Origin of the sequence: Portibacter marinus (genome assembly GCF_021533195.1) — a bacterium.
Classification (GTDB): Bacteria; Bacteroidota; Bacteroidia; order Chitinophagales; family Saprospiraceae; genus Portibacter; species Portibacter marinus.
In genome coordinates this window covers 732,153-758,099 of the sequence record NZ_JAJNKB010000003.1, presented here as the reverse complement: position 1 = coordinate 758,099, position 25,947 = coordinate 732,153, and the positions used below count along the sequence as shown (strand labels likewise).

Here is a 25,947-nt window from a genome sequence, read left to right as displayed (position 1 = left end):
GCTATTCAACTATGCTGCTCTTTTCAAAATCACTGTCATTGACCCAGGATGTATTCATTTGTTCACCTGACATATACCGGGCATAGAATCCTTGATGACTGCCAGCGTATTCATATTGATCAAACACTTCTCCATTTCCAAGTACCCTGGGATCTCCTTGCTCTATAAGCTTCTCCATCATTTCTGCTTTCAAAGTATTCCTCAATGTTTCTCTTTCTTGAAGATCTGCCAGGTTATCCATGCAATAAGGGTCTAACTTGATATTGTATAATTCCTCCTCATCCCGTTTACCGAAATTCATTGACCAATAGTGTTCGTTGTCTTCCACTCTTCTGGTATTGAGAATGTAAGATTTTGTTGGGCTGCCATCACAATTCAAGTAGCCAGTTTCTGGGTTCCCCACAGGCCAACGATCTGTCTTGAAGTTATGTAAATAGAGAAAACTGTCCTTAATGATTCCTCTCACAGGATATCCCACATCATCAGGTCGACCAATATCATGCCTTTCTTTACCGACCAACACAAAATCGCGCTCTTCCTCATCCACGTTATTGTTGAAAAAGTCAGTCAAACTCTTTCCTGTAATGGGTGCCATTTCGGCACTTGCAGGATCGATTCCCGCAACCTCAAAAAATGTGGGAGCAAAATCGATAAAATTGGCATAAGCTTCTTCCTTCCTTCCACTTTCTACGATGCCATTTGGCCACATGATGGCCAGGGGCAAGTGATTGCTGTATTCGTAAACCTGTCCTTTAACTCTGGGGAATGGCATTCCGTTATCTGCTGTGACCACAATAATCGTATTTTCCAGTTCGCCATTGGCCTTAAGCAAATCAATCATTTTCACTAGATGTGAATCAAAATATTCAATCTCGTAGGCATAATCCAACATGTCATTTCTGACCGAATCAACATCGGGCCAGAATGCAGGCACCTCATCGATCATTTGCAATGTTTTGCCCGCAAGTTTGACTCCTGTTTCGTATTCATAAGCACGATGAGGTTCGTATCCACCATACCAAAAGCAAAAGGGTTGACCATCGGGTTTTTCATTGATGAATTGCGAGAAATTTTGGGCATAATCATGTGAACCGATTCCTGTTGTAGGAGGTTTGAGTTTGATGTCGTCAAATTTGGGTCCGGTCAATTGCCTCGGATTGCCTTGAGCATCCAGGGCTTCACCCGGGGACCATCCTTTCGCTACACTGCCCGTCCAGTAACCATGCGCGCCAAGTGCTTCCACATAAGTCTTGTATTTGGATGGAAAGTAAGGAAAGTGATTGGCGGCTTCTTCTAATTGCCAACTGTTTCGACCAGTGAGGATGCAAGCTCTGGAAGGCGCGCACTTGGCATTCGGTGTGTATGCATTCATGAACAAAATACCATTTTCAGCTACATAGTCAAAGCCTGGTGTTTTGACCCAGTCACACCCATAAGCTCCAAAGTGTTTCCAAGAGGCATCATCTGCAATGGCAAAAAGAATGTTGGGACGAGTACTCGTTTTAGCCAATTCACTGCATCCTATGAATAGGCTAAATCCTAATACAGCTAAATATAGTCGTAGTTCCATCAATGACTTTATAAATTCTCATCAATATCTACAATAAAATACATTTTTTATATATTTGATATATCAAATAATAAATGCAATGATTGGTTTACCTACGGACACTATTTTTTATAAAATTGAAAAAGCCATCAAGTCATACAGGAAATTTGCGCAGAAGCAGATTCAAAATGCTGTTCCCGGCATCACACTAGATCAGGCATTGGTACTGATGATCATTAAAAATAAGCCTGATTTGACGCAGATGGATATAGGCCAACTCTTCTTTAAAGACTATGCGTCCATAACAAGGATGATCGACTCAATGATTAAAAAAGATTACATCACCAAAACCACCGATCAGAACGATCGGAGAAGAAGCAACATTTGTGTGACGGACATGGGGAACGAGGTTTTGAAAATGGTCTTGCCGATTATAGAACGAAACCGTGCCTTAATCCTGGAAGGACTTAGTGACCGTGAAATAGAGGATGCAGGAGCTACATTGACCAAGATGGTGACCAATTGTGAAGAAAAAGTGGTGGAGTTGGCATCATGAAAAGAAGAGACTTCATCAATATGGGTTTGGCCGGAACGGGAGGTTTTCTTCTGGGCGTTTCCAATGTCTTATTTGAACCTTCAAAAAGGGCACCTAAACCCATCAATCCCGCTGTATTTTCTCCCTTTCTGGAAATTAGTGACAAAGGGTTGATATATATCTACGCTCCCATTCCTGAAATGGGTCAGGGTGTTAGAACATCGCTGCCGATGATCCTGGCGGATGCCTTAGATGCACATTGGAATGACGTCAGGGTAATTCAGGCAAAAGCAGCAGATCAGTATGGCAGTATGGCTGCTGCCGGATCCACCGGAGTATCCAGATTTTATGACGCTTTACAAAAAGTGGGCAAATTAGCACGCCACATGTTGATCGAAGCTGCAGCTAAAAAATGGAATGTCGAACCTGGAAATTTGACCACGGACTCAAGCAGGATATTGGATCAAAATAGCGGGAAATCCATAAGTTATTATGAAATCGCAGCTGAAGCATCTCTTTTGGAAATTCCTCAAGAAACAGAACTTAGAAGTGACGTCAAATCCAAAATTATAGGCCAGACCATCGGCCGTGTAGATGCATTGGACATCGTTACCGGAAAAGCTCAGTTTGGCCTGGATACAAAATTAGAAGGGATGAAATACGCTTCTGTGGAGCGTAGTCCGGTGAGGGGAGGTCAACTGAAAAATTATTCTTTCGAGGAGGCACTTCAGGTGGACAATGTCATCGATGCTTTGGTGATCAAAGGGTCTCGACCTATATCATATGCAGAAGTGCAAAATGGCGTTGCAGTGATTGCTGAATCTTCTTTCGCAGCCATTCAGGGCAGGAAGAAATTAAAACTGGAGTGGACTGCTAATAAAGGTCAAAATGAGGACAATGTTTTCTACCGAGAGCAATATGCAATGCTAAAATCAAAAGTTTGGGAAACGGAACTCAGAAGCACTGAAAACTTTGATACAAATGAAGCATCTGCGGACATGATCTTAAACTTTGAATATGAAGTGCCATTTTTCGCTCATTATTGCATGGAACCCATGAATTTCACGGCGCATTATAAGGAAAATGAAATTCGACTGATAGGTCCGAATCAGAGACCACAACTGATCCAGGATTTGATTTCACAAATTCACAAGGTTCCCAAGGAGCATGTTGTGGTGGAAACCACACTTGTAGGTGGCGGTTTTGGAAGGCGGCTGGCAGTGGACTATGCTCTTGAAGCGGTAGAAATATCAAAAGCTTCCGGTTATCCTGTTCAGGTTGTTTGGACGAGGGAAGATGACTCTCTCCACGACTACTTCCGCTCCATTTCTTTCCATCATTTAAATATTGGACTGAAAAATAACCGATTATATTCCTGGTTTCATCATCTCATGACCAAGCCCATCGGTGATGGTGCCATTTACGAAGTGCAGGGAGCAGCTGATTTACCTTTTAAAATACCCCACATCGCAATGGGCTATTCCGCCATGGATTTCAATGTGCAAATAGGTTCCTGGAGATCGGTTGCCCATTCTCATAATACCTTTGTGGTCAACAACACCATTAACGAAGCCGCTGGTGCACTCGGTCGTGATCCTTATGAATTATTGCTGGAACTCTGCGGGCAAGAAGAGCGGACCGAAGTAAAATTACCACTAAGGGGCTATCGAGGCCTGGTAGAATGTGATCTCACAAAGCTGCGCAGGGTGATCAATGTCGCTGCAGAAAAAGCGGAATGGAAGGAAAAGTACAGACCGGGAGCAGGAATCGGCATAGCTTGCGCCTTTTACAAAACATCCTATGCTGCCCATGTAGCGGAAATTGAAATCCAAGATGATCAATACTTAGTTCGCAAAATGACGGCAGTGCTTGATTGTGGTCTGGTCATTCATCCTGCTGGTGTGAAAGCTCAAATAGAAGGGTCGATTTCAGACGCCATTACAGTGACATTGAAGACCGGAGTTAATATAAAAAATGGCAAACCTGTGCAGACTAATTTTCATTCATACGGCCAGGCCAGGATTGTTGACATGCCGGAAATTAATATTCATATTATTGAATCGTCAGATCCTCCATCAGGCGCAGGAGAACCACCGTTTCCATCCACGATTCCAGCCATAACCAATGCCATTCATAACCTGACAGGTGAGCAAATCAGAAGTTTGCCAGTAAAGAGGTAGCGTTACTCCCAACAAGCCTTACTAACACCGAAAACGTATTTTTCAACTACATCAATTTCTTCGGCGACTTCTGCGCCCATAAAACCTTGAATTTCACGATCACTGTGCAGTTCTTCTGCCATTGACATAAAATAAGAAGACAAAGGAATATACGACCAATGCCATCTTTCCTCCTGATAACCATTGGGTCTCAACTCATCTTTGGCCGTATAAGGTCGGTAAAATCCATAATCTCCGGCATTTTCTTCCAGCCAATCCCACAATCTACGTCCTTCTCCTGTTTCAAACCATGAATTGTCAAAGCTATTCAAATCAATGTCTGATCCCCAATGATGTCGGGACGTCCCAGGCATCGAACTGTACTCAAGAATCTTAAGCGCCCTGGTTTTTGGATCGTAAATAGTCTTAGAAAGATCTTCTCCTCCCACTTTTGTTTCACCGGTCCACTTCCGCTCCCAAATACCTTTTTGATAGTCAAAATTACGAGTCGCTGATCTTATTGTCAATTCGACACTATCTTGCAAAGCAGCAGCGTGCATGCGCTGAAAAGCGGAGTAAGTATCTTTGTGGATGTACATGCCCTCTCTATCAGCGAACTTAGGATCAATCAGTAAGTAATCTTCATGTTCAGCCGGATCAAAATGACCCAATAGCATGTTTTTGCCATAGTCCGCATACAAAGTATCGCCCCATTGTGGCTCTGAATCATTTTCGATGGCTTGATCGGCAACATTGACCTTAACCTCTGAAGCTAACTTACTGTCATTGCAGGCCATCAAAACGATAAGAGCTAAACTAAACTTCCACATGATCTTTTCTGAATAAGTTATTCTCCTTAATAATGGGTATCAATTTTTCGGGAACCATGGATTCCCACTTTCCGTCATCCTCAATGATAGAATTGAAGACCATGTAGGGAAAAATATGAAGATTTTCTTCATTGTAATCCTCTACCGGTACGATTTGCTTGCTGTCAACCAAATGCTTGTATAAAAACCGAATCCCTTCCGGAACAGGGAGATTGTAGGCATCCATGATTTCATCGCTGTCCTCTGACTTCAAAGCCGGATAAGCATAGATCAATATATTTCTTGTAAACAATTCACCGAATGCGACCAAGAGACGACCATCTCTATTCAAATCATACTTCTGATTGATGATTTCCAGCAATTCATGAACTCCGATCACCAGTCCCAACTTGCGAATTTTGTAATCTGACAGGTAATTGATAAGTCGCTGATGATTGTGGCAATTTGAGATGATGAAGGTCTGTCCCAGCGCACATAGCAAATCTGCCCGATCCAGAAAATCCTGATAATCCAATTGGCCGTCTTTCACCAGGTTTTCCAGGGTCAACTCACTCACGATAAAAGCTTTCGAAGGATCGACGTCATTTTCTTTTTTGAATTGATCAAATGAGGACTTGATCACATCCAAGGTCACTTTGGTCGGCGGTCTGAAATGTCCCCTGACCACCATCAAACTGCGTTTATAGAGAAATTCTGAGGCGTGCACCGATTGCTTATCCGGCCCGATCATTGTCACTTCTGTCAATCCGTGTTCTACCAAATACAGTCCCAGTAATCGATTATCCACATGTTCAAAATCCGGTCCGGTAAGTCTGATCATATCCACCTCTACTCTTTCAGTCAGACCGTCCAATAATGACGCCACGAAAGCTTTTGGATTATCCTTGTAGAAATAACAGCTATAGATCATATTGACCCCGAGTTTACCTACCGCCTCTTGCTGGAGCTTGTTGTTGGTATCTTTCATTTTGACATGAAGTACCAGATCGTTTGGTGCAGAATTGGGGGTGAGTTGAAATCGGACGCCCAGCCAGCCATCTCCTTTGATGGTTTTGGAGTAATTGATGGCAGCCACGGTGTCTGCAAAAACGAAGAAAGTTTTGTCCGGCAGTTCTTCCTGCAGTCTTTCGACCATCAGGTCATACTCGTGATCAAGCATTTTGTAAACTCTTGATTCGCAGACATATCGTCCGGAAGGTTCCTTACCATAGATGCGATCGGAGTAAATCTTATCGTAAGCGGACATGGTTTTGGCAATGGTCCCAGCTGCAGCGCCTACCTGAAAGAATATCCTGGCCACTTCCTGGCCTGCCCCGATCTCAGCAAAGGTGCCGTAGATGGCATTATCGAGATTGATTTCAAGGGCTTTTTGTTCATTCTTCAGAATTTGATGGTCCATTCACTGCAATTTATGATGCAAAAGTATGAAAAATTAATACGCATTACAGCTAGTGTACATTAATATAAAAACGGGATGTGTTGGTATAATGATTTCGAAGATTGATGATTTGTCATCTTAATTTGCAACTTTTTTAAAAACCCCAAGTACTTAGGAATGAAGAGATTTTTTATTCAAAGCCCAAATGATGAAATTGAAAACTTTACCTTTTTGCTTACTGCTCTCCGGCTTCCTCGCCGCGCAAGATACCATTGTCCCCAAACGAAACTACCATACTGCCCAGCTTCCCATGGATCAGGAAATTACCCTGGATGCAACTTTTGACGAGCCCGCCTACAATCAAGTGGAATGGACCTCAGGCTTTACCGTTCATAGACCTAATAATGGAGAAGCACCCACCAGACAGACCATGTTCAAGATCGTCTACGACTTGAATTACATCTATGTAGCCTATCGATGCCTGGATGAAGAACCGGAAAAGGTGGAGAAACGACTTGGCAGGCGAGATAATTTCCCCGGCGATTGGGTTGAAATACATTTTGACAGTTATCGGGATAATGCCACTGCCTTTTCATTCACGGTTTCAGCTTCTGGCGTAAAAGGAGATGAATTCATTTCCGGAAATGGCAACAACTGGGACGAAAGTTGGAATCCCATATGGTATGTTTCCACCGGCATCACCGAGGAGGGCTGGGCCGCTGAAATCAAAATCCCTTTCAGTCAATTGAGATTTGCCCAGGCTGAACTCCAGGACTGGGGATTCAATGTAATGCGCAGAGACTTCAGAGCCGATGAAAGAAGTACCTACCAGTTCATACCTCAAAATGCAGCCGGATGGGTAAGCAATTATGCACGACTCAAAGGATTTAAAAATTTAAAGCCAAAACGACAGATTGAAACCCAACCCTATGTTGTCGCAGGTCGATCCACAGGTGAAAATTCCAGAAACAGGTTCAACGTTGGGTTGGATGGAAAGATCGGTGTAACAAATAACATTACTATGGATTATACCATCAATCCTGATTTTGGTCAGGTCGATGCCGATCCATCTGCACTGAACATAGATGGTTTCGAAATTTTCTTCCAGGAGAGAAGACCATTTTTTATCGAGAATGGCAACCTATTTGATTTTAGAGCTACTAACGCCGAGGCAGGCGGTCCCTACAACAACGATAATCTATTTTATTCTCGGAGGATCGGAGCAAGACCAAGTGGAAATCCTGTAATTCCGGGACAAGCAGAAAATAGGAGGACTCCTGATTTCACCAATATTTTGGGCGCGTCTAAAGTGAGTGGAAAAACCAGGAAGGGTTGGTCCATTGGTCTGGTCGAAGGAATTACCTCGCGTGAGTTTACCACATTTGATGTCCCGGGTGATGAAGAACGAGGTCGGGTTCTGGCAGAGCCGTTGACCAATTATTTTGTCAGCAGATTGTCCAAAGACATCAATGGCGGTGAGTCTCAGATAGGAGGAACTTTGACCAATGTGTATCGATTTCTGGATGGCACAGGTCTGGAAGATCAATATCACGAAACAGCGTCATCCGGGGGCTTCAATGTCTTTCATTCCTGGGAGGATAGATCATGGCAAATCAATGTTAAATTGATCGGAAGCCAGGTCACGGGAACACAGACTGCCATCGAACGCACTCAAAGAGACTTCAGACACTATTTCCAGCGGCCTGATGCGGATCATCTGAGCGTAGACCCTACCAAAACTACACTAAACGGACATGGAGGCGATGTTTCCCTTGCAAATTACGGAGGTAAGGACAATATTTCTTATCAGGGAGGAATTACGTGGAGGTCTCCGGGGCTGGAACTGAATGATATTGGATTTTTAAACACAGCCGATGCCATCAATCACTATTTCTGGGCAGGCTATCGGGCACCCAAACCCTTCAGTATCTTCAGAAGTGCCAGGATCAACTATAATCATTATTTGGCATGGACCTTTGATGCGCAAAATCTTTATCGCGCTGTAAATACCAATATGCACGGTAATTTCAAAAACTATTGGGAAGCAGGAACCGGGACTACTTTTGTTTTTAGAGATATATCAAACAAGGCATTGTTTGGCGGTCCACTTCTCAAGACGACAAGAGGATGGAACAATTGGGCTTACGTAGGAACGGATACCCGTAAAAGATTGAGATTCAATGCTTTTGCTTTCAAATACACACCCTTCGTTTCAGAGCGTAATTCTGTGAACAGATATTCCGTCGAAGTCTTCGCCAGATGGCAGATGAACAATGCTTTTTCCATCTCTGCGGGACCTGAATACAGTTTCAACAATAATGCCTTGCAAAATGTAAGTTTCGAACAGTTTAACGGTGAGGATCGATATGTAACGGGTAGGGTTTTGCAAAGAACCTTGTCTGCATCAGTTAGATTGAGTTATAGTTTTACGCCGAATTTGACGTTGGAATACTGGGGCCAACCATTCATTTCTCAGGGCGAGTATTCAGAGTTTAAATACATTTCCGATCCTCTCGCGGATCAATTTGGCGATCGCTTTATAAAGTATGCCAGCAACATGATCACTCAGGAAAGCGATGGCACCTTTCAGGTTGACGAGAACAATGATGGTCAGGTCGATTACTCATTTTCTGACCCCGACTTTAATTTTATGCAGTTTAGGTCGAATGCGGTGGTTCGCTGGGAATACATTCCGGGATCTGAGCTGTTTCTGGTCTGGTCGCAGGGAACTACGGTGAATGGAGATGTCGAGAAGGGACTGTTGACCTCATTCCAGGAAGATTTATTTTCAGAGAAAATCAGGAATAACTTTTTGGTGAAATTGACCTACCGGTTGATCAATAAGTAGGTAATGGCCCGGCAACTGGCCTGGCAAATTTATTTGCCATTTATATTTTGTAGCATAATAATTTAAATTTTCTTCTACATCTTCGAAAAGTGCATGGGAATTAAAGATTGTAAATTGGTCTTTTCCATAAGAAATAAGCAGAGCAGCTTATTGGTTGTTATGCATGGTCAGTGTATTTTTATGGGGGTTGCCTTTCAGGCCGGGCTATTCGTGGTTTCGCTAAGCTCATCCCTGCGGGAGCTCCCTCCGGTCGCCCACTACTATCCCTAACCCGTCCGGATGAACAGAATCACCATTCAGCACTTAATCCAAGTATAATATATTTTTATTCAAACGAGCCTCATTATGTTTTTCGAAACGCACATTAACTTTTGATACAATTTGTACAAATTACTAAATAAGTTGTTATAAAAAGCAATGAAAACTATCTTATGTAGCCTCTTTTTCCTGTGCATATTTCAATTAAAAGCCCAACCTTGCGGTTCGGGGTCTATACAGAATGGGCTTTACTGATTTAAATATCACCAGAAATGCGTTGTTTATCGAAACAAAAAATCTTAATGCTAGAAAATTACGCATGCTCAATTTATATTACCTGATTAGAGCCATTTGCTTGTATGATTTTGTAAATGATCAGAGTCTGGCAATGATGCAGTAGGCCTTTTTACAATGGTTACATTAATTTTTATTCATTAAAAAATAGCTCACTCGGCTCCAATTGCATTTCTGGAAATATTTTTGCTTAAACTTTGAAGTAAATGCTATGTTAATCACAACTTAAAAAAATCATCATGATAACTTTACTTAAGAAACATGGATCTGCAACATCTGTCTCAATACTCAAACCACTTTCAGTTTTATTGGTTGTACTTTGCTTTCATAGCTGCGCAAAGAAATACTACATACTCGATCCTTCCATATTAAATTATCCGGATCCTGAATCGGAGGAAATTTATGAATTAAACTATATAGAAAATTTCCTTTACACACCTGAAAATGAGAGATATTTTAAAATTGCTGAGAAAAAGGGTGTGGAAGTATTGGCAGTTGAAATTGTCAATCATTCTTCTGACAATTTGATTATGAACCAAAACACTTTTGTCTTTCAAGAAAATAAACAGATCAATTTATTTAGTCCTGATGAAACAATTGAAATCGTGTATCAAAAGAAGAGTCCTTACCTATGGTATTTACTCTTGGGTCTGATTTCTCTTTCAATTGAAGTCAACAATTTCACAGCAACTTTTCCACTGGGACTGGTCGCAGGAGTTTTTATCACAATCAGAAACTGGCGAAGAGCCAATCGTGCAAATCAAGATTTCTTGCAAAATTTGATAACTTACAAAGTGCAAGATCTTGTGGTGCCACCTGGTGAAAAAAGGTACGCGATTATTGCTTTTAGTTCAGTAAATGGTAAGAAATTAACACTTCGGAGTTTGAAATAAATGCTGAAAATCATACCTCTAATCAACTATACCATTCTTTAAATAGTCTGTGTAGGTATAGAACTTGTTATAACAGTTCATTATCAACACTTAACAGCTACTACTATCTAAATAAATTATGTACTTTTGCGCCATGTTTCCAGAATATGATGTAATCGTTGTTGGAGCAGGGCACGCCGGATGTGAAGCCGCAGTTGCCGCTGCAAACATGGGGTCCAAGGTGATGTTGGCCACCATGAATATGAATACCATCGCACAGATGTCATGCAATCCTGCTATGGGTGGAGTTGCTAAAGGACAAATAGTTCGTGAAATTGACGCTTTGGGTGGCTATTCAGGAATCGTGACCGACCATACCATGATTCAGTTTCGGATGTTGAATAAATCCAAAGGTCCGGCTATGTGGAGTCCGCGAGCTCAGTCTGACAGAATGATGTTTGCCGAAAAATGGCGGCTGATGCTGGAAGCCAATCAAAACATTGACTTTTGGCAAGAAATGATCGTGGGGCTGGTGGTGAAGGATGGACGGGCAGTTGGAGTTAAAACTGGGATTGGCCTTGAAATTCCCGCAAAATCTGTAGTTTTAACCAATGGCACTTTTCTGAATGGTTTAATTCATATCGGAGATAAAAATTTTGGTGGTGGAAGAGCTGGAGAGCGTGCGGCAACAGGGATCACTGCTCAATTGGAAGAACTGGGATTTGAATCGGGACGGATGAAAACGGGAACCCCTCCCAGAGTCGACGGACGGAGCCTGAACTGGGATGCCATGGAAGTTCAACCCGGAGATGAGGACCCTGGAAAGTTTTCCTATACGGACACACCTACATTGACAAAACAACGACCTTGTCACATTACTTATACGAATAGTAAGGTTCATGATATTCTTAAGACTGGTTTTGACCGTTCACCATTGTTTAATGGTACGATCAGAGGAACTGGCCCGAGATACTGCCCATCTATCGAAGATAAAATTGACCGTTTTGCAGAGCGTGACAGACATCAATTGTTTGTAGAGCCAGAGGGTTGGAAAACGGTAGAGATATATGTCAATGGTTTTTCTTCCTCCCTCCCGGAAGAAGTCCAGTACAAAGCGATGCGGCTCATACCTGGATTTGAAAATGCTAAGATGTTTAGACCGGGATATGCTATTGAATACGATTATTTTCCACCGACGCAATTGAAGGCCAATCTTGAAACCCGATTGATCAAAAATCTATTTTTTGCCGGTCAGATCAACGGAACTACTGGCTATGAAGAAGCAGGTTCTCAGGGATTAATGGCTGGATTAAATGCCCACCTGGCTGTACAGGAAGAAGAACCGTTTATTTTAAAAAGATCTGATGCCTACATTGGAGTACTAATCGATGATCTCATCAACAAAGGGACGACTGAGCCATACAGGATGTTTACATCCAGGGCGGAGTTTAGAATATTATTGAGACAGGACAATGCTGATATTCGTTTGACTCCGATTGCCACCAGGTTAGGCATGCAACACATGGAAGATCGAATGATGCGGGTTAATGAAAAGGCAGGAGCTGCTGCAGCCATTCAAAAATACTTTGAAGAGGCAAGTGTTACGCCGGAGGCTTTGAATGCCTTGCTTGAAGAAAATGGGACCACACCTTTAAAGCAAAAGGTGAAATTAAAGAGCGTTCTTTCACGACCGCAAATCAATCTCGACGATTTAAGACTAAAGGTGGATCATCTGGATCATTTTCTGAAAAGCTTTGATGCCGAAAGTATCAACCTGGCAGAAATCAATTTGAAGTACGAAGGCTACCTGGTCAAAGAGCAGGAGATGGCAGACAAGATGAATAGGTTGGAAGAAGTTAAATTGGGCGAGCATATCGAATATGATGGTTTGCAATCACTATCTGCTGAAGCTCGGGAGAAATTAAACAAATTGAAACCCATGACCATTGGGCAGGCCAGCCGGATCAGCGGGGTGAGCCCGAGTGATATTTCGGTGCTGTTGGTCCATATGGGGAGGTAGAGGTGCTCATGCTCGGACTAAAGTCCGAAGTTATAAAATCCGATGTCCTGGAAGCTTTCACTCCCTTTTTGTCCAATAATAAGTTCTCTTTTTCGTCCAACTCCCATCTTCGTTTTGTTCATAAGATGTAGTTGTGAATCCTTCGGCACCAAATATCGTGATGTGCTTTTCCACCCAATTTCTGCCATCTGGCAATGAGAATACCTGAATAGACTCAAAGTTTCCATCTTTATTTCGACTGACTGTACCTAAACCATTGACTCCACCATGGCCAAACTGTTGTAATTTTCCTTCCCGATCCATATTGTCCCAGTACTGTCGAAATTGCCAAAAATCTTGCGACTGTTCTTCATCTTTAAAGGCATATAATCTTCCAACAGTCGATGTGTTGCCAATTCCCCATTCCCAGGTCATACCATAATGATCGTAAACTTCCTGATCACTTTGATACTGTGAATTATCTGTAATCCAATGCCCAATATGATCTTCCATATTGGACAAAAACCATGACGGGATTAATGATGGTGCAGACTGCCTGATCATCTGATACGAAAAACCCTTATCGTCTTCTCCCCTCACTTCCACACCCAGAGTGTCAGGTGAAATATCCTTATAAATAATTTTTTTGGGAAAATCATGCCTGCTGTTTTCAAAAATATACCTCCCTTGGTCTACATGCTGTAATGCAAAGGCGATGGTTATTCCTTCGTTTTGGCCTTGAACATTGGCATACAAACTGACTATCCCATCCTCTTTGTAAATTTGCATGTTTTCAGAAACAACACGCTTCCCACCATTGACCTCAAATACCACTCCACTCAAGGTGTCGCCTGAAATCCTCCATTGTTCAAAATTCTCCCGGTTAGGTAGTTTCCATAAGCCTTCTAAAAAAAAAAAGTCTGAACTGATTTGTTGTGCATTGACTGCCCATGGAAAAATTAGTATGGATAGAATGAGGAGCTTCATATTTTTTATTAAATTTAATGGATTCTAACGAGACTTCTTTTTATTTTGAAGGCTTAAATACACACTACAAAATCTCAGATCCAGTTCCTGCAACACGCGTGCGGCTATTTTATATCTTTAGGAATAAATTAGCTTTATGAGATTTTCCCATACTTGCCCAAAATGCAGTTCCACTGAAATTTATGTTTCTAAAGGTCGTAAGCACCATAATCATGGAAATAAAATTATGATTTCTACGTTTAAAGTGGTGCCCTTGGACCACTATACTTGTATTGATTGTGGCTATACAGAGGAGTGGGTGACGGATAAAAAAAGTCTTGATTTTCTACGTCGAAAGGCCAGAACTCAAAAGCCGCGGGATAACTTCACGGATTTTGTTTAAAATTGCATGACAACAACTAAAACTACTTTGCGCAAAATTATTCTACAGGCTTTCATGCTATGTATCACCCATGCCATTGGGGCACAAAACAATGATATCAGCGCGATTAACCATTACATTGATTTCAACAATGAGGCTACCCATGGAATGCTGATCGTTCATCGCCTTCTAGAAAACTTTAATCAGGAGGTCAATAAATTCGTTGATCTGGAAAGCCATCAAATCAATTTTTATTCTAATAAAGATTTGCCGGGTGATATTTTCGAGGATACTGATCATTGGTTTTACGACACGACTCCCTATGAATGGTATGATATTGCCACCCAACAAGAGGTAAATGGTTTGAGTGCTTCCCTTAACGCCGTCGCTTCAAATATGAGAAGGCAGTTGCGGTCCATCAATGCCATTCGTTTCGAAGCAGCTCAATTCATCGAAAAAAATGACTTAAGTATACGGGATAATCAGGAGAAAATTTATGAGATTTTAGAAAAAGGGGTACAGCTTTTCGAAGATTTTTACCTGGAACATAAGCAATTAAAGTCATTGGTTTATAAATTTATGAGATCCAATCAGATTGTTGCGGATCCATTCAGAGGCGTACACCTCAAGGCATCACAAATGTTGGACAATCTCAGATATAAAAAGGATAATGACTGGGCTCAAAATCTTGATGCGCTCGAAAAGGCAGCGGCGAGTGAAAATGATAAGAGAGAGCAAGGCAAGAAGCTAAACTTGTTTGTGGAAGGTGCAAGGGATTTCATTGGATCCGGCAGCGTCCCATTAGAATATAAACTGTACGGTAAATATTACTACTATCATAATTCACGATTACTGAATTATGTGAATCGGTATGGAAATGGTTATGTCAATGCTTACAATGAAAGCATCGACCCATCAAAATCTATTAAATTGATGGAAATACCGCATTTTTATCAAGTGATTTATCCAAATCGATGGATGGAAGATGTGCCTTTAATCAGCGCTGATCCCATCATTCTTTCATTACCTGAAAAGCTGAAAAATCGAAATATTTCTAATTCCAACAAGGTTTTAATTGTAGATTCTGAGGTCCTCGAAATAGAAATTTTTGATCATCAGATGATAGATGGGGACATCGTATCGGTCAACTTCAATGGAGACTGGATTTTAGAAGACTTTCCACTCAAAGGCAAGCCTTACCCAATAAGAATAAAATTGAATCCGGAAGGTAAAAACTACCTTCTACTACATGCGGTTAATCTAGGCAGTGAACCACCCAACACCATGGCTATGAGATATAGTTTTCGGGGGAAAGAAGAGACTGTAGTACTGAGTTCTGATCTTGACGCCAGTGAAATCATTGAACTTAAATTGGTAGAATCATTTTAGTCTTATTGCGCTACAATGAATTTTCTAATATTGATTTTTCCATCCACATTTAGTTTTAACAAATACATTCCTGGTGCGCTTTCACTCATGTCAAATTGTTCTGATAGCTGGGATGTTGTAAATTTTCTATGGTCAATGATCCGACCTGTAAGATCAAGGATTTGCAAACTTGTCAGTTCTTCTGACAGTAAATTCACGGAGACGTTCAATATGCCGTTTGTAGGATTAGGTGCAATGGACCACTTTTCCAACTGCACAATTTGTTCTAATGAAGTGGTCGTGATGTTAACGCTCGCTACCTCCGTACATCCTAATTCATCAGTTACGGTCACTTGATATTCTCCGTCAGCTTCTACACTGAGGGTATCCGTCATTTGACTCATGGGATCTGACCAGGTAAAGGTATAAGGGGCGGCACCTCCATTGGCACTAACTACAGCCTGACCTCCACCTATTTCTTCCACCGTCAACTCTATATTATCATTAAAGAAAACAGTAATGGTTTCTGTGCTTACATCACATCTGGAGGCGACAGCATTCTCAGCGTCAGTATAAGTGAATGGAGAAATCATCCAGGTACCTCGCAGCTTGTCCAGTCCATTTGAACTCAGAACGCCATTGATATCATTGTCAAAAAGAACATCTGTAGTGGAATTGGTAATGGCAAATCCAGTTCCATTGCCACCTGTACCATCTGTACCAGGAGCAAAACCATATCCTATCCCTCCACCCTCTGGAATGACAGCATTAGCTACCTCGACAGCAAAGGAATCAAGATCGCCACAAACCGTCCATCCTCTTTCTGAAACCACTGTACCTACGGAGCATTCTACAAAAACTCCACCTGTACAAGTAATAGATGGAAAGCCATTGTCCGTTTGTGTGTTTTCACCGCCTCCACATTGTCCTGCCTCATTAATCACAATGATATATGTACCACTTTCACTTGCTGTCCAGGAAATCGAGCAACCATCCCCATCGCCATGACCAAAAGCATCTATATTACCATTGGGCGATATGATGGTAAACTCGGGAATCCACGTTCCAGCACCTGTCCCTTCACAAATGTTAAAAGCGTAAGATCCCCCTACCTGCACATTGTCAAGAGCATAACCTTCTGCGGCCCAAACCGCAATTTCAACAGTAAAAGTATCACAGCCACCACCAAAATCTAGTGGCGCACCTCCGAATGATGTGTTAAAGTTGGAATATCCTGAAAATCCGGAAGGTTCCTGCCATTGTAAGCAAATACTGGTATCACAATTGCTTGCGTCCGCAATAATTTCAAGGGTCGGATATCCATTATCTGAGCCGGTATTTTCACCTCCCCCACACTGACCGGCTTCATTGATAATGATAAGATAGGTACCGTTCTCTGTAGCAGTCCAGGTGATGGTACAACTATCGCCATCCCCGGCACCAAAAGCATCTATGGCTCCACTTGGAGCTTGAATGGTAAATTCTGGAATCCAGCTTCCTGCACTTTCACCATTACAAATGTTAAATGCATACTCTTGCCCCATGACAAAATTTTCAACGATATAGGCCTCTGCTGCATACACTTCAAAATCGTTGATCTCATTATACTGTGGACAACCGGCGATGACTATCGGAGCAGAGCCAAAGGATTCTATGGGCTCTTCCAAAAAGTCCGTACACTGAGCAGTGATCTGTAGTTGAACTCCAATTAATAAGATTGTAATCAGGCTAAGAAGGGCAAAATTCTTTTTCATGTTTCAATTGTGAGGGTCAATAATGATATCAAGTTAATAAAATATCAAACATCTTATGGAAGAATTTTGACCAACTCACCCTATCACTCAAGTTTGACTATACCCTAAGCATATGCTCTGGCGTCCACTTTCTCCATATAATTGACAAAAGCCTTATTGACGACTCTGATTCCTCCCGCTGTTGGGAAATTTCCTGAAAAGTACCAGTCTCCCGAATGATCAGGACATGCTTCGTGCAGACCTTCTATGGTTTGATAAATGATTTTGACATCTGGTTTAATGTCCGGAGGTGTTAGTAATTCACTAATTTTATCGCTCACCATTTCATACGGAAATTCATCGTACAACTGCTGAACTTCGTTCTTTAGATCTTCGTCCTCGGCATCTGCCATGGCCAGACATCTTTGATAAGTTTGCTCCAATAAATTTTCTTTGCCATGCTCTTCAAGAAGCGCAACCAAAGCTCTGAATGCCACAAAATTTTTCATTTTCGACATATCTATTCCATAGCAGTCAGGATATCTGATTTGCGGTGCAGAGGAAACTATGACTATCTTCTTAGGTCTGAGTCTGGAAAGTATTCTCAAGATCGAGTTGCGTAGCGTCGTCCCTCTTACTATGGAGTCATCGATCAAAACAATCGTATCCACATCATTCTCTACGATGCCATAAGTAACATCGTAAACATGGGGAACCATTAAGCCTCGACTGTTATCATCTGCTATGAAGGTCCTTAGCTTGGCATCTTTAATGGCTAATTTCTCGAATCGCGGTCTGACAGAGAGTATTTCTTCCAGTTTTTGCGTATCTGGTGTCGGACCTAATTCTTTGATCTGTCTGATCTTTAATTTGTTCAATGCATCTTCCAGTCCATGCATCATGCCGAAAAAGGCGGATTCTGCCGTGTTGGGAATGAATGAAAATATGGTATTCTTAAAATCGTAGTTGATTTCCTTCAGTACTTTATCACAAAGGATTTCTCCCAGTTTTTTTCTTTCCAGGTAAATGTCTCTATCCGTACCTCTGCTGAAATATATCCTTTCAAATGAACAAGCTCTTCTTTCGACCTGGTCTTTAATCAATTCCTCGCTGATCGTCCCGTTCTTTCTGATGATCAAAGCATGGCCTCTTTTCAGCTCTTTAACTTCATCATATTGAACATCAATGGCAGTCTGAATTGCAGGCCGTTCAGAAGCAACGACAGCGATCTCATCGTCGTGATAATAGTAAGCCGGGCGGATTCCTGCCGGATCTCTGACTACAAAGGCGTCGCCATGTCCGATTAATCCGGCCATAGTATAACCACCATCAAACTTTCTGAATGCCCTTTGCAACAGTCTCTGAATATCCAGATGTTCGTAGATCAGGGTATTGATTTCTTGATTGTTATAGCCTTCCGGCTTGAACCAGGAATGCAATCGTTGAACTTCATCATCCAGAAAATGACCGATTTTTTCCATGACGGTGACCGTATCCGATTTTTCTTTTGGATACTGACCAAGCGTTACCAATTCCTGAAAAAGCTCTTCAACATTGGTCAAATTGAAATTTCCCGCAACTACTAAATTTCTACTGATGTAGTTGTTTTGTCGTAAAAAGGGATGACAGGTTTCGATGGAATTATCTCCATGAGTTCCATAGCGCAGATGACCCAGGAGCAATTCGCCCGTGTAAGGCTTGTTTTGTTTCAACCATAGCGGATCCTGCATTTTTTCCTCAGGAAGTCCGTCAAAATGGGAAAACACTCCACCAAATAAGTCTTCCAGATAAGTTGCGGTATTGGTTCTTTTTCGACTGATGTAACGATGGCCCGGGCCCATGTCCAGCTTAATGGTAGCGAGACCCGCTCCATCCTGACCACGATTCCTCTGCTTCTGCATCAGCAGTTGCATCTTGTCTAATCCATACAGTGAGGTACCATACTTGTTTTTATAAAACTCTAATGGTTTTAATAATCTCACGACAGCGAGGCCGCACTCATGTTTGATTTGATCGCTCATCAGGTCACTGAGTTAAGCACGTAAAGTTAATTTAATATTAAGACTTACTATAACAATGATACCACATAAATGATTTCGCAAATTGGTTAAAAAACTGTTATAATGCCAGTTAAGCGCTACCCTCACTTATTCTCAGCCTTCAATTATTGTTGCTTTTGTCCTGTAAAACTTTTCAACCATAATGAAGTTTACCTTTCATACGTTCTATTTGTTAATTATCTGCATCTATGATGTAGTCAACATCTTTTTAATTGTTAACTTCACAACATGGCAATTTTTTCATTTTTCAGATCACAAAAGCCCAAACAATTTAATTTCAAACCGCGATTTTATGATGAGCGGCAAGAGAAAATAAATGAGATTATTGAACGCAACAAAGCTGAAAACATCTCGGATGCAGAAGCTATGAAATCCAGAATCAAAGCCGGTTTTAAAACCAGAGGGATCATTGACAGAACCTATGAATCTACTGCCAGAAGAAAGTCGAATAGAACATTGTTGATCACCATGGCTGTTCTCATTCTATTAACTTTCTTACTTTTGTCCAATTTCTTACCTGAAATTGTAAAACTGGTAGAATAATTTAAAAATTTATGGCTGATATAATTCAGCTTCTCCCGGATACTATTGCTAATCAGATTGCAGCAGGCGAAGTGGTACAAAGACCCGCCTCTATAGTAAAAGAATTACTGGAGAATGCTATCGATGCTGGAGCTACTGACATACAGCTTATCCTGAAGGATGCTGGCAAAACGCTTATCCAGGTTGTAGACAACGGCAAAGGAATGAGTGAAACCGATGCCAGAATGTGTTTCGAACGGCACGCTACTTCGAAAATAAGAACCACAGAAGATCTTTTTGCCATCCATACCATGGGATTCCGAGGAGAGGCCTTAGCGTCAATAGCGGCTGTTGCGAAAGTGGATTTAGTGACCAGAACACCTGAAAAAGAAATCGCCATCAATGTAAGGGTGGAAGGGACAAAGGTTACACGCCAGGAAGCGTGCCAGGGTCCGATAGGGACGAACATCAGTATCAAAAACTTATTCTACAATGTTCCTGCACGGCGAAAATTTCTTAAATCCGACCCCACTGAATATAAGCATGCCTTAGACGAGTTCAACAGAATTGTCCTCTCATACCCCGAAATTAAGTTTACACTTTACCATAATAACAACAACATCATGACCCTTCCGGTAGGCAATTTGCGTCAGAGAATTGTGAGTGTTATGGGAAAATCGATTAATGATAAGCTGGTCCCTGTGGAGGTAGATACTGACAATCTGGTATTGTCGGGCTTTATTGGCAAGCCGGAAGCTGCAAAAAAAAGCCGCGGAGATCAATACCTTTTTGTCAATCAAAGATTTATCAAAAGCAATTATATAAACCACGCCATTAAATCAGCCTACGAGGATTTAATAGCATCCGATCACACGCCTGTATACTTTTTGTTCCTAAACATAGATCCTTCTCAGATTGATGTCAATGTGCATCCTACAAAACAAGAAATCAAGTTTGAAGAAGAGCGTTTGATCTATAATTACATTAAAGTTGCAGTCAGGCATGCCTTAGGTCAATATAACATCACACCAGTCCTGGATTTCTCCCAGGAAAATACATTTTCTAATCCCGGATTCGACAGAATGAAAAGTAGAATGGATCAGGGAGGATATGGAATGCCACAAAAGTCAGAATTGCAAAGGGATAATTTGAGAAACTGGGAGTCCATCTATGAAGGAATGATTACCATTGAACCTTCTGAAGAGGGAGATCTGCCGATGAGAATACCCAGTGCCATGCAATCAGGGTCCAATTTGATCGAAAGTGAAACATTGAGTAATCAACCCTACCAAATGCATGGTAAATACATCGTGAATCCCATTAAGTCGGGATTTCTGATTATTGATCAAAAAAGAGCAATGGAAAGGATTTTCTACGAAGAATATCTGGAAAGTGTTCGCAACCAGGAAGTACTTTCTCAAAAGAAACTCTTTCCTAAACCCATCGAATTAAGTGCCGCCAGAGCAGAGACCATGAGGATTATGAAAGATGACCTGGCTTGTATGGGATTGGAAATCGAAGAATTTGGAAATGATTCATTTATTATTCATGCGCTACCCTCCGGAATGGATGGCACCCTAGATGAAACGAAGTTGGTTGAAGAATTAATTGATCAGTATGAAAGCAACATTGACTTTAAACTGGGCGTCTCAGAAAACATTGCGGCCAGCCTTGCTACCAAGCGCGCCGTTAGAGGTTATCACACCTTAAATGAAAAAGAAATGCAGAATCTTATCGATCGACTGTTTGCCAGTGAAAATCCTTATACCAATGCTTACGGAAATAAGACATTTATTACTGTGGAGCTAGATGAACTGAAAAAGCGTTTCAATAGTTAATGTAAGGTATGATGAATAATATTACGGATGTCGTAAAGAATTTACTCATCCTCAATGTGATCGTATTTGCAGGGGTGTCATTAACAGCACAGCTTTCCGGTATTGATTTATCTCAGTATTTCATGCTGTATTCACCACTTTCGGAAAAATTTAAACCGATTCAATTAATTACGCACATGTTTATGCATGGCGGGCTTTCTCACTTGCTATTCAATATGCTGGGCTTGTTTTTTCTAGGTCCATATGTTGAAAAAAGGATGGGTTCTCAGAGGTTCTTATTGTTTTATCTCATTTGCGGATTCGGAGCCATGCTAGCACATATAGGTGTTGACTACTTGCAATTTTACCAGGTAAAAGATCTCACTTCCGGAATGACCATGGATCAATTGCGAAACTTTATGTCCACAGGTGTCTTCCAGAATACCGGATTAAATCGAAATGAGGCTGAGATCGTTTTCCAAAAATTGAATGGGGTGTTCAATATTCCTGTGGTGGGGGCATCAGGAGCAATTTATGGCGTATTTCTTGCCTTTGCCATGTTCTTTCCTAATATGAGACTCATGTTGCTTTTTCCGCCCATACCCATTAAAGCCAAATTTTTAGTTGCAGGAATTGTCGCGATCGATTTATTTTCAGGAATTAGTGGCCAACAAACAGGGATTGCACATTTTGCACACCTGGGAGGAGCGTTAGCAGGATTTATTCTCGTAAGTTTATGGTATGGAAACCCATTTAAAAGGTAAAGCATGTTTGATTCGATATTTCAAGATTTAAAGACCTACTTCAAGTCGGGAACCATGATTTCACGGCTGATCATCATCAATGGGGCTATGTTTCTTGCGATCATATTGGTCAAGATTGGATTGATATTTACAGGACCTGAGTATCCTGATAAAATAGCTGCTTTCACCAGATATATTGCGATTAATGAATCGATGGTGTTTAATTTGACCCATCCCTGGGTCTTTGTCACACACGCCTTTACGCATTTTGGATTTTTCCACATTCTATTTAATATGTTGTTGTTGCTCTGGTTTGGTAGAATTGTAGGTGATTTGCTGGGCGATCGGCATATTTTACCCATTTATATTCTGGGCATTATTGCAGGGATCGTATTTTTCTGGATTTCTGCCAATTTTATCTCTTCAGGACACCAAATTGCATACGGAGCCTCAGCAGCTGTAATGGCTATCGTGGTTGCTGCCGGATTTACGGCCCCCGATTATCAAATGAATCTTATTTTAATAGGACCAGTCAGGATCAAGTACATTGTATTGGTATTACTGATCCTCGATTTGCTTGCTGTGTCCAATATGTCTAATACGGGTGGACATCTGGCGCATATAGGGGGAGCCATCATGGGAGGCCTGGTTGTTTCAGGATTGAGAAATGGATATGATCTTTCTACACCCATAGACAACACCATTAACAAAATCGTGAGTATCTTTGATGGATCAGAAAGGAAATCTCCCAGAAGGAAAAGCCCGTTAAAGGTCAGTTTTAAAGCAGATGAGAGAAAGGCAAGATCAGGTAGGCGAACTGACGATGAGATGGGGCAATACTCGAGCTCTGATCGACTGGATGAAATTCTGGATAAGATCAAAGAGAAGGGTATTAAAAGCCTTAGTAAAGAGGAGAGAGATTTTCTGGAGAATCAAAGTAAAAACTAGATATTCCAGAATTTGAAGAAGATTCTTAAGTTAGTGGTATACCTGAACATACTGTGGGTGGTCGTCACCTTACTGGCTTATCTTTCACCCTATTCTAATCCTAAAAATCTTTGGCCTCTTAGTGTCATAGCTGTTTTTTACCCATGGTTGTTACTGGGGAATGTATTATTCATCATCTTTTGGCTCTTCAATAAATTGCGTTTTTCCCTCATTTCATTGATCACAATTATTGTTGGAATCAATTATATACAAGGATTCATTGGACTCAACAGCACCGGTTACATGAGTAGTCCTGGACAGCTAGAGATTTTGAGTTACAACACACAAAATCTCAATTATATTTATAGGGCGGTAGATAATAAAGATGAACGCGCTCAGCAGTTTTTTTCCTTTATGAAGGATTTTGAAGATGTGGATTTTATTTGCACGCAGGAGTTAGGTATTCGGTCCATTGAACTTTGGAATAAAAAGCTCAAATACCCTTATATGTTTGCTCCTGAGGAAATAGGTCCGGTTATATTCAGCAAGCATCCTATACAAAATAAGGGTCAGATTCATTCTTCGACTTCCACGATTAACTCTTGTATTTGGGTGGATGTCAATGTGAATGGGAGCAATTATCGGATTTATAATCTACACATGGAGTCTAACAAAATCACGATGACTGCAGAACGTGTAATTAAGGAAGGTAATATTCAGAATCGAGAAACGTGGAGTGGCGTTAAATCCATCATTCAAAGATATAGAGATAATGCTTCGGTCAGAATCGGTCACGCCGAAAGAATCAGGGCTCACATGCATGAAAGCCCTTATCCCATCATTTTAGCAGGTGATTTTAATGATGTCCCTCTTTCATATTTATATGATTTGATAAAAGGTGACATGCAGGATAGTTTCGTTGAGAAGGGACGAGGTCTGGGAACCACTTTTGCCGGTAAAATACCAGCCTTAAGAATCGATTATATATTGGTCAGTGATCAATTCAAGGTTCTGGAACACCAGATTTTACGCGAAGGGTTCTCTGATCATTATCCGGTTAAGGCGGTAGTAAGTTTGCGGGAGTAAACCAGGTTTCCTTTAAATTGGAAAAGCAAACAGCCACGCTACACCTATTTCATTTAAATAATTTATTTTTGCCCCCTATGGAAAGAAAATTGTTCGTGTATAATAGTCTCAGCAGGACTAAGGAGGAATTCAAACCTATCAATGAAGGTAAAGTGGGTATGTATGTTTGCGGCCCGACTGTTTACAGTGACGTCCATCTGGGAAATTGCCTGACCTTTGTGCGATTTGATGTCATCTACAGGATATTGCTCCATCTGGGATACAAAGTGCGGTATGTGCGCAACATTACAGATGTAGGTCATTTGCTGGATGATGGTGAAGATAGAATTTCGAAAGGAGCAAGGATCGATCAGTTAGAACCCATGGAAGTTGTACAGAAGTATGCCAATGGCTTTCATGATATGATGGATATTTTTAATGCCAAGCGACCTAACATTGAACCAAGGGCTACAGGACATATTATCGAGCAAATCGAGATGGTACAGCAGATCATTGACAATGGATATGGCTATGAAGTGAATGGTTCTGTCTATTTTGATACCATTAAATTCGCGGAAGAAACCGGACAGTATGGCAAATTATCTGGTAGGGTTATCGATGAGTTACAATCTGAAACCAGAGATCTTAAGAATCAAAGCGAGAAGAAAAATCCCTCAGACTTTGCCATTTGGATGAATGCATCACCCGAACATTTGATGAGATGGAATTCTCCCTGGGGAGAAGGATTTCCGGGATGGCACCTGGAGTGTTCTGCGATGTCTACGAAGTATCTAGGTAAAACTTTTGACATACATGGGGGAGGGAATGATTTAAAATTTCCGCATCATGAGAATGAGGTAGCTCAGAATGTTGGTGCTTGCGGTTGTGCCCCGGCGAATTATTGGCTGCATACCAATATGCTTTTGATGAATGGTAAAAAGATGTCCAAGAGTGATGGGAATACCATTTCACCCTCTGAACTTTTCAGTGGCGACAGTCCTCATGTAAGCAAAGGTTTTCATCCGATGGTTATCAGATTTTTCATGTTGCAAAGCCACTATAGAAGTGAGTTGAACCTGACGGATGAGGGAATTCTGGCCGCTGAAAAAGGTTATAAAAGAATCATGGAATGCCTAAAAGCTGTAGATAAGCTCAATGGAAAAAGCGATGTAGAAACTGCTTTAGATCAAGAGATCAATGCCCTTCTTGATCAGGCAGTGGAAGATTTGTTGGACGATTTTAACACTCCGAAAGCACTTTCCCGTTACTTTGAATTGTGCAATAAGATCAACGGATTAAAGGAAGGTACATTAAACTTAAGTGAAGTTTCACAGTCTACAATAGAACGATTACAGAAAACTTTTCCGGAGTTCATCTTCGAGGTATTAGGCCTAAAGGATGCTGCGGAGGAGGAATCGGGAGATGTTTTGGATGGTGTGATGCAATTGGTGATCGATCTCAGACAGGGAGCAAGAGATGAGAAGAATTGGGGCGTGTCAGATAAAATCAGAGACGATTTAGCGGCGTTAGATATACAGATTAAAGACGGGAAGGACGGTACAGAGTGGGGATTTAAGAGTTAAGCCTTGATTCACCTTACGTATTAAATCTTGAGGGTACGAAAGAATACATTTAGTAATCT

General features: G+C 41.3%; 19 protein-coding genes. 13 read left to right on the top strand and 6 right to left on the bottom strand.

The genetic code is table 11. The features are described 5' to 3' along the window. Position 1: 1 nt before the first annotated feature. Entirely contained in the window at positions 2-1,570 is a 1,569-nt protein-coding gene (locus L2567_RS10890) for a sulfatase family protein (protein ID WP_235297797.1), read from the bottom strand. A 79-nt stretch (positions 1,571-1,649) separates the two neighbouring features. Between L2567_RS10890 and L2567_RS10885 the strand changes: the two genes are divergently transcribed. Beyond that, positions 1,650-2,105, top strand: coding sequence for a MarR family winged helix-turn-helix transcriptional regulator (locus L2567_RS10885; RefSeq protein ID WP_235297796.1), 456 nt, complete (start codon positions 1,650-1,652; stop codon positions 2,103-2,105). Further along, positions 2,102-4,264, top strand: coding sequence for a xanthine dehydrogenase family protein molybdopterin-binding subunit (locus L2567_RS10880; RefSeq protein WP_235297795.1), 2,163 nt, complete (start codon positions 2,102-2,104; stop codon positions 4,262-4,264). The genes L2567_RS10885 and L2567_RS10880 overlap by 4 nt, the downstream gene beginning before the upstream one ends. A 2-nt stretch (positions 4,265-4,266) precedes the next feature. Here the strand turns inward: L2567_RS10880 and L2567_RS10875 are convergent, their stop codons facing one another. Both L2567_RS10875 and L2567_RS10870 read right to left on the bottom strand, forming a co-directional pair. Then, positions 4,267-5,073, bottom strand: a complete 807-nt coding sequence (locus tag L2567_RS10875; protein ID WP_235297794.1) for a M15 family metallopeptidase — start codon at positions 5,071-5,073, stop codon at positions 4,267-4,269. Continuing rightward, positions 5,060-6,472 (bottom strand): BCNT domain-containing protein, encoded by a 1,413-nt coding sequence (locus L2567_RS10870; RefSeq protein ID WP_235297793.1) that lies wholly within the window; start codon positions 6,470-6,472, stop codon positions 5,060-5,062. The genes L2567_RS10875 and L2567_RS10870 overlap by 14 nt, the downstream gene beginning before the upstream one ends. A 187-nt stretch (positions 6,473-6,659) precedes the next feature. Here L2567_RS10870 and L2567_RS10865 point away from each other — a divergent pair, with 187 nt between their 5' ends. From L2567_RS10865 to mnmG, 3 genes are all read left to right on the top strand, one after another. Next, on the top strand, positions 6,660-9,299 hold the full coding sequence (locus L2567_RS10865; protein ID WP_235297792.1) for a DUF5916 domain-containing protein: 2,640 nt from the start codon (positions 6,660-6,662) through the stop codon (positions 9,297-9,299). Positions 9,300-10,090: 791 nt separating this feature from the next. Then, a complete protein-coding gene (locus L2567_RS10860) occupies positions 10,091-10,744 on the top strand; it encodes a hypothetical protein (RefSeq protein ID WP_235297791.1) in 654 nt (217 codons plus the stop codon). A gap of 133 nt (positions 10,745-10,877) precedes the next feature. Beyond that, positions 10,878-12,743 carry a tRNA uridine-5-carboxymethylaminomethyl(34) synthesis enzyme MnmG gene (gene mnmG / locus L2567_RS10855; RefSeq protein ID WP_406626682.1) on the top strand — a complete coding sequence of 622 codons (1,866 nt, stop codon included), beginning with the start codon at positions 10,878-10,880 and terminating at the stop codon, positions 12,741-12,743. 57 nt (positions 12,744-12,800) lie between these two features. Here the strand turns inward: mnmG and L2567_RS10850 are convergent, their stop codons facing one another. Further along, complete coding sequence (locus L2567_RS10850; protein WP_235297789.1) at positions 12,801-13,709, bottom strand: DUF6265 family protein; 909 nt, start codon at positions 13,707-13,709, stop codon at positions 12,801-12,803. Positions 13,710-13,845: 136 nt separating this feature from the next. Between L2567_RS10850 and L2567_RS10845 the strand changes: the two genes are divergently transcribed. Together L2567_RS10845 and L2567_RS10840 are read left to right on the top strand one after the other, a co-directional pair. Beyond that, positions 13,846-14,091: a hypothetical protein gene (locus tag L2567_RS10845; protein ID WP_235297788.1), complete on the top strand. Its 246-nt coding sequence runs from the start codon at positions 13,846-13,848 to the stop codon at positions 14,089-14,091. Positions 14,092-14,097: 6 nt separating this feature from the next. After that, on the top strand, positions 14,098-15,459 hold the full coding sequence (locus L2567_RS10840) for a hypothetical protein (RefSeq protein WP_235297787.1): 1,362 nt from the start codon (positions 14,098-14,100) through the stop codon (positions 15,457-15,459). 2 nt (positions 15,460-15,461) lie between these two features. On the opposite strand, the gene L2567_RS10835 is transcribed toward L2567_RS10840, so the two are convergent. Beyond that, positions 15,462-17,192, bottom strand: coding sequence for a T9SS type A sorting domain-containing protein (locus L2567_RS10835; protein WP_235297786.1), 1,731 nt, complete (start codon positions 17,190-17,192; stop codon positions 15,462-15,464). A 104-nt stretch (positions 17,193-17,296) separates the two neighbouring features. Next, entirely contained in the window at positions 17,297-19,192 is a 1,896-nt protein-coding gene (locus tag L2567_RS10830; protein ID WP_235297785.1) for an amidophosphoribosyltransferase, read from the bottom strand. Positions 19,193-19,459: 267 nt separating this feature from the next. Between L2567_RS10830 and L2567_RS10825 the strand changes: the two genes are divergently transcribed. From L2567_RS10825 to cysS, 6 genes are all read left to right on the top strand, one after another. After that, positions 19,460-19,774: a hypothetical protein gene (locus tag L2567_RS10825; protein WP_235297784.1), complete on the top strand. Its 315-nt coding sequence runs from the start codon at positions 19,460-19,462 to the stop codon at positions 19,772-19,774. 11 nt (positions 19,775-19,785) lie between these two features. Beyond that, positions 19,786-21,591 carry a DNA mismatch repair endonuclease MutL gene (mutL, locus tag L2567_RS10820; protein ID WP_235297783.1) on the top strand — a complete coding sequence of 602 codons (1,806 nt, stop codon included), beginning with the start codon at positions 19,786-19,788 and terminating at the stop codon, positions 21,589-21,591. Positions 21,592-21,599: 8 nt separating this feature from the next. Further along, complete coding sequence (locus L2567_RS10815) at positions 21,600-22,334, top strand: rhomboid family intramembrane serine protease (protein WP_235297782.1); 735 nt, start codon at positions 21,600-21,602, stop codon at positions 22,332-22,334. Between the two features lie 3 nt (positions 22,335-22,337). Then, positions 22,338-23,261 (top strand): rhomboid family intramembrane serine protease, encoded by a 924-nt coding sequence (locus tag L2567_RS10810; RefSeq protein ID WP_235297781.1) that lies wholly within the window; start codon positions 22,338-22,340, stop codon positions 23,259-23,261. Between the two features lie 12 nt (positions 23,262-23,273). Further along, positions 23,274-24,326, top strand: coding sequence for an endonuclease/exonuclease/phosphatase family protein (locus tag L2567_RS10805; RefSeq protein ID WP_235297780.1), 1,053 nt, complete (start codon positions 23,274-23,276; stop codon positions 24,324-24,326). Positions 24,327-24,403: 77 nt separating this feature from the next. Next, positions 24,404-25,888, top strand: a complete 1,485-nt coding sequence (cysS, locus tag L2567_RS10800; RefSeq protein WP_235297779.1) for a cysteine--tRNA ligase — start codon at positions 24,404-24,406, stop codon at positions 25,886-25,888. The last annotated feature ends 59 nt before the right edge of the window (positions 25,889-25,947 follow it).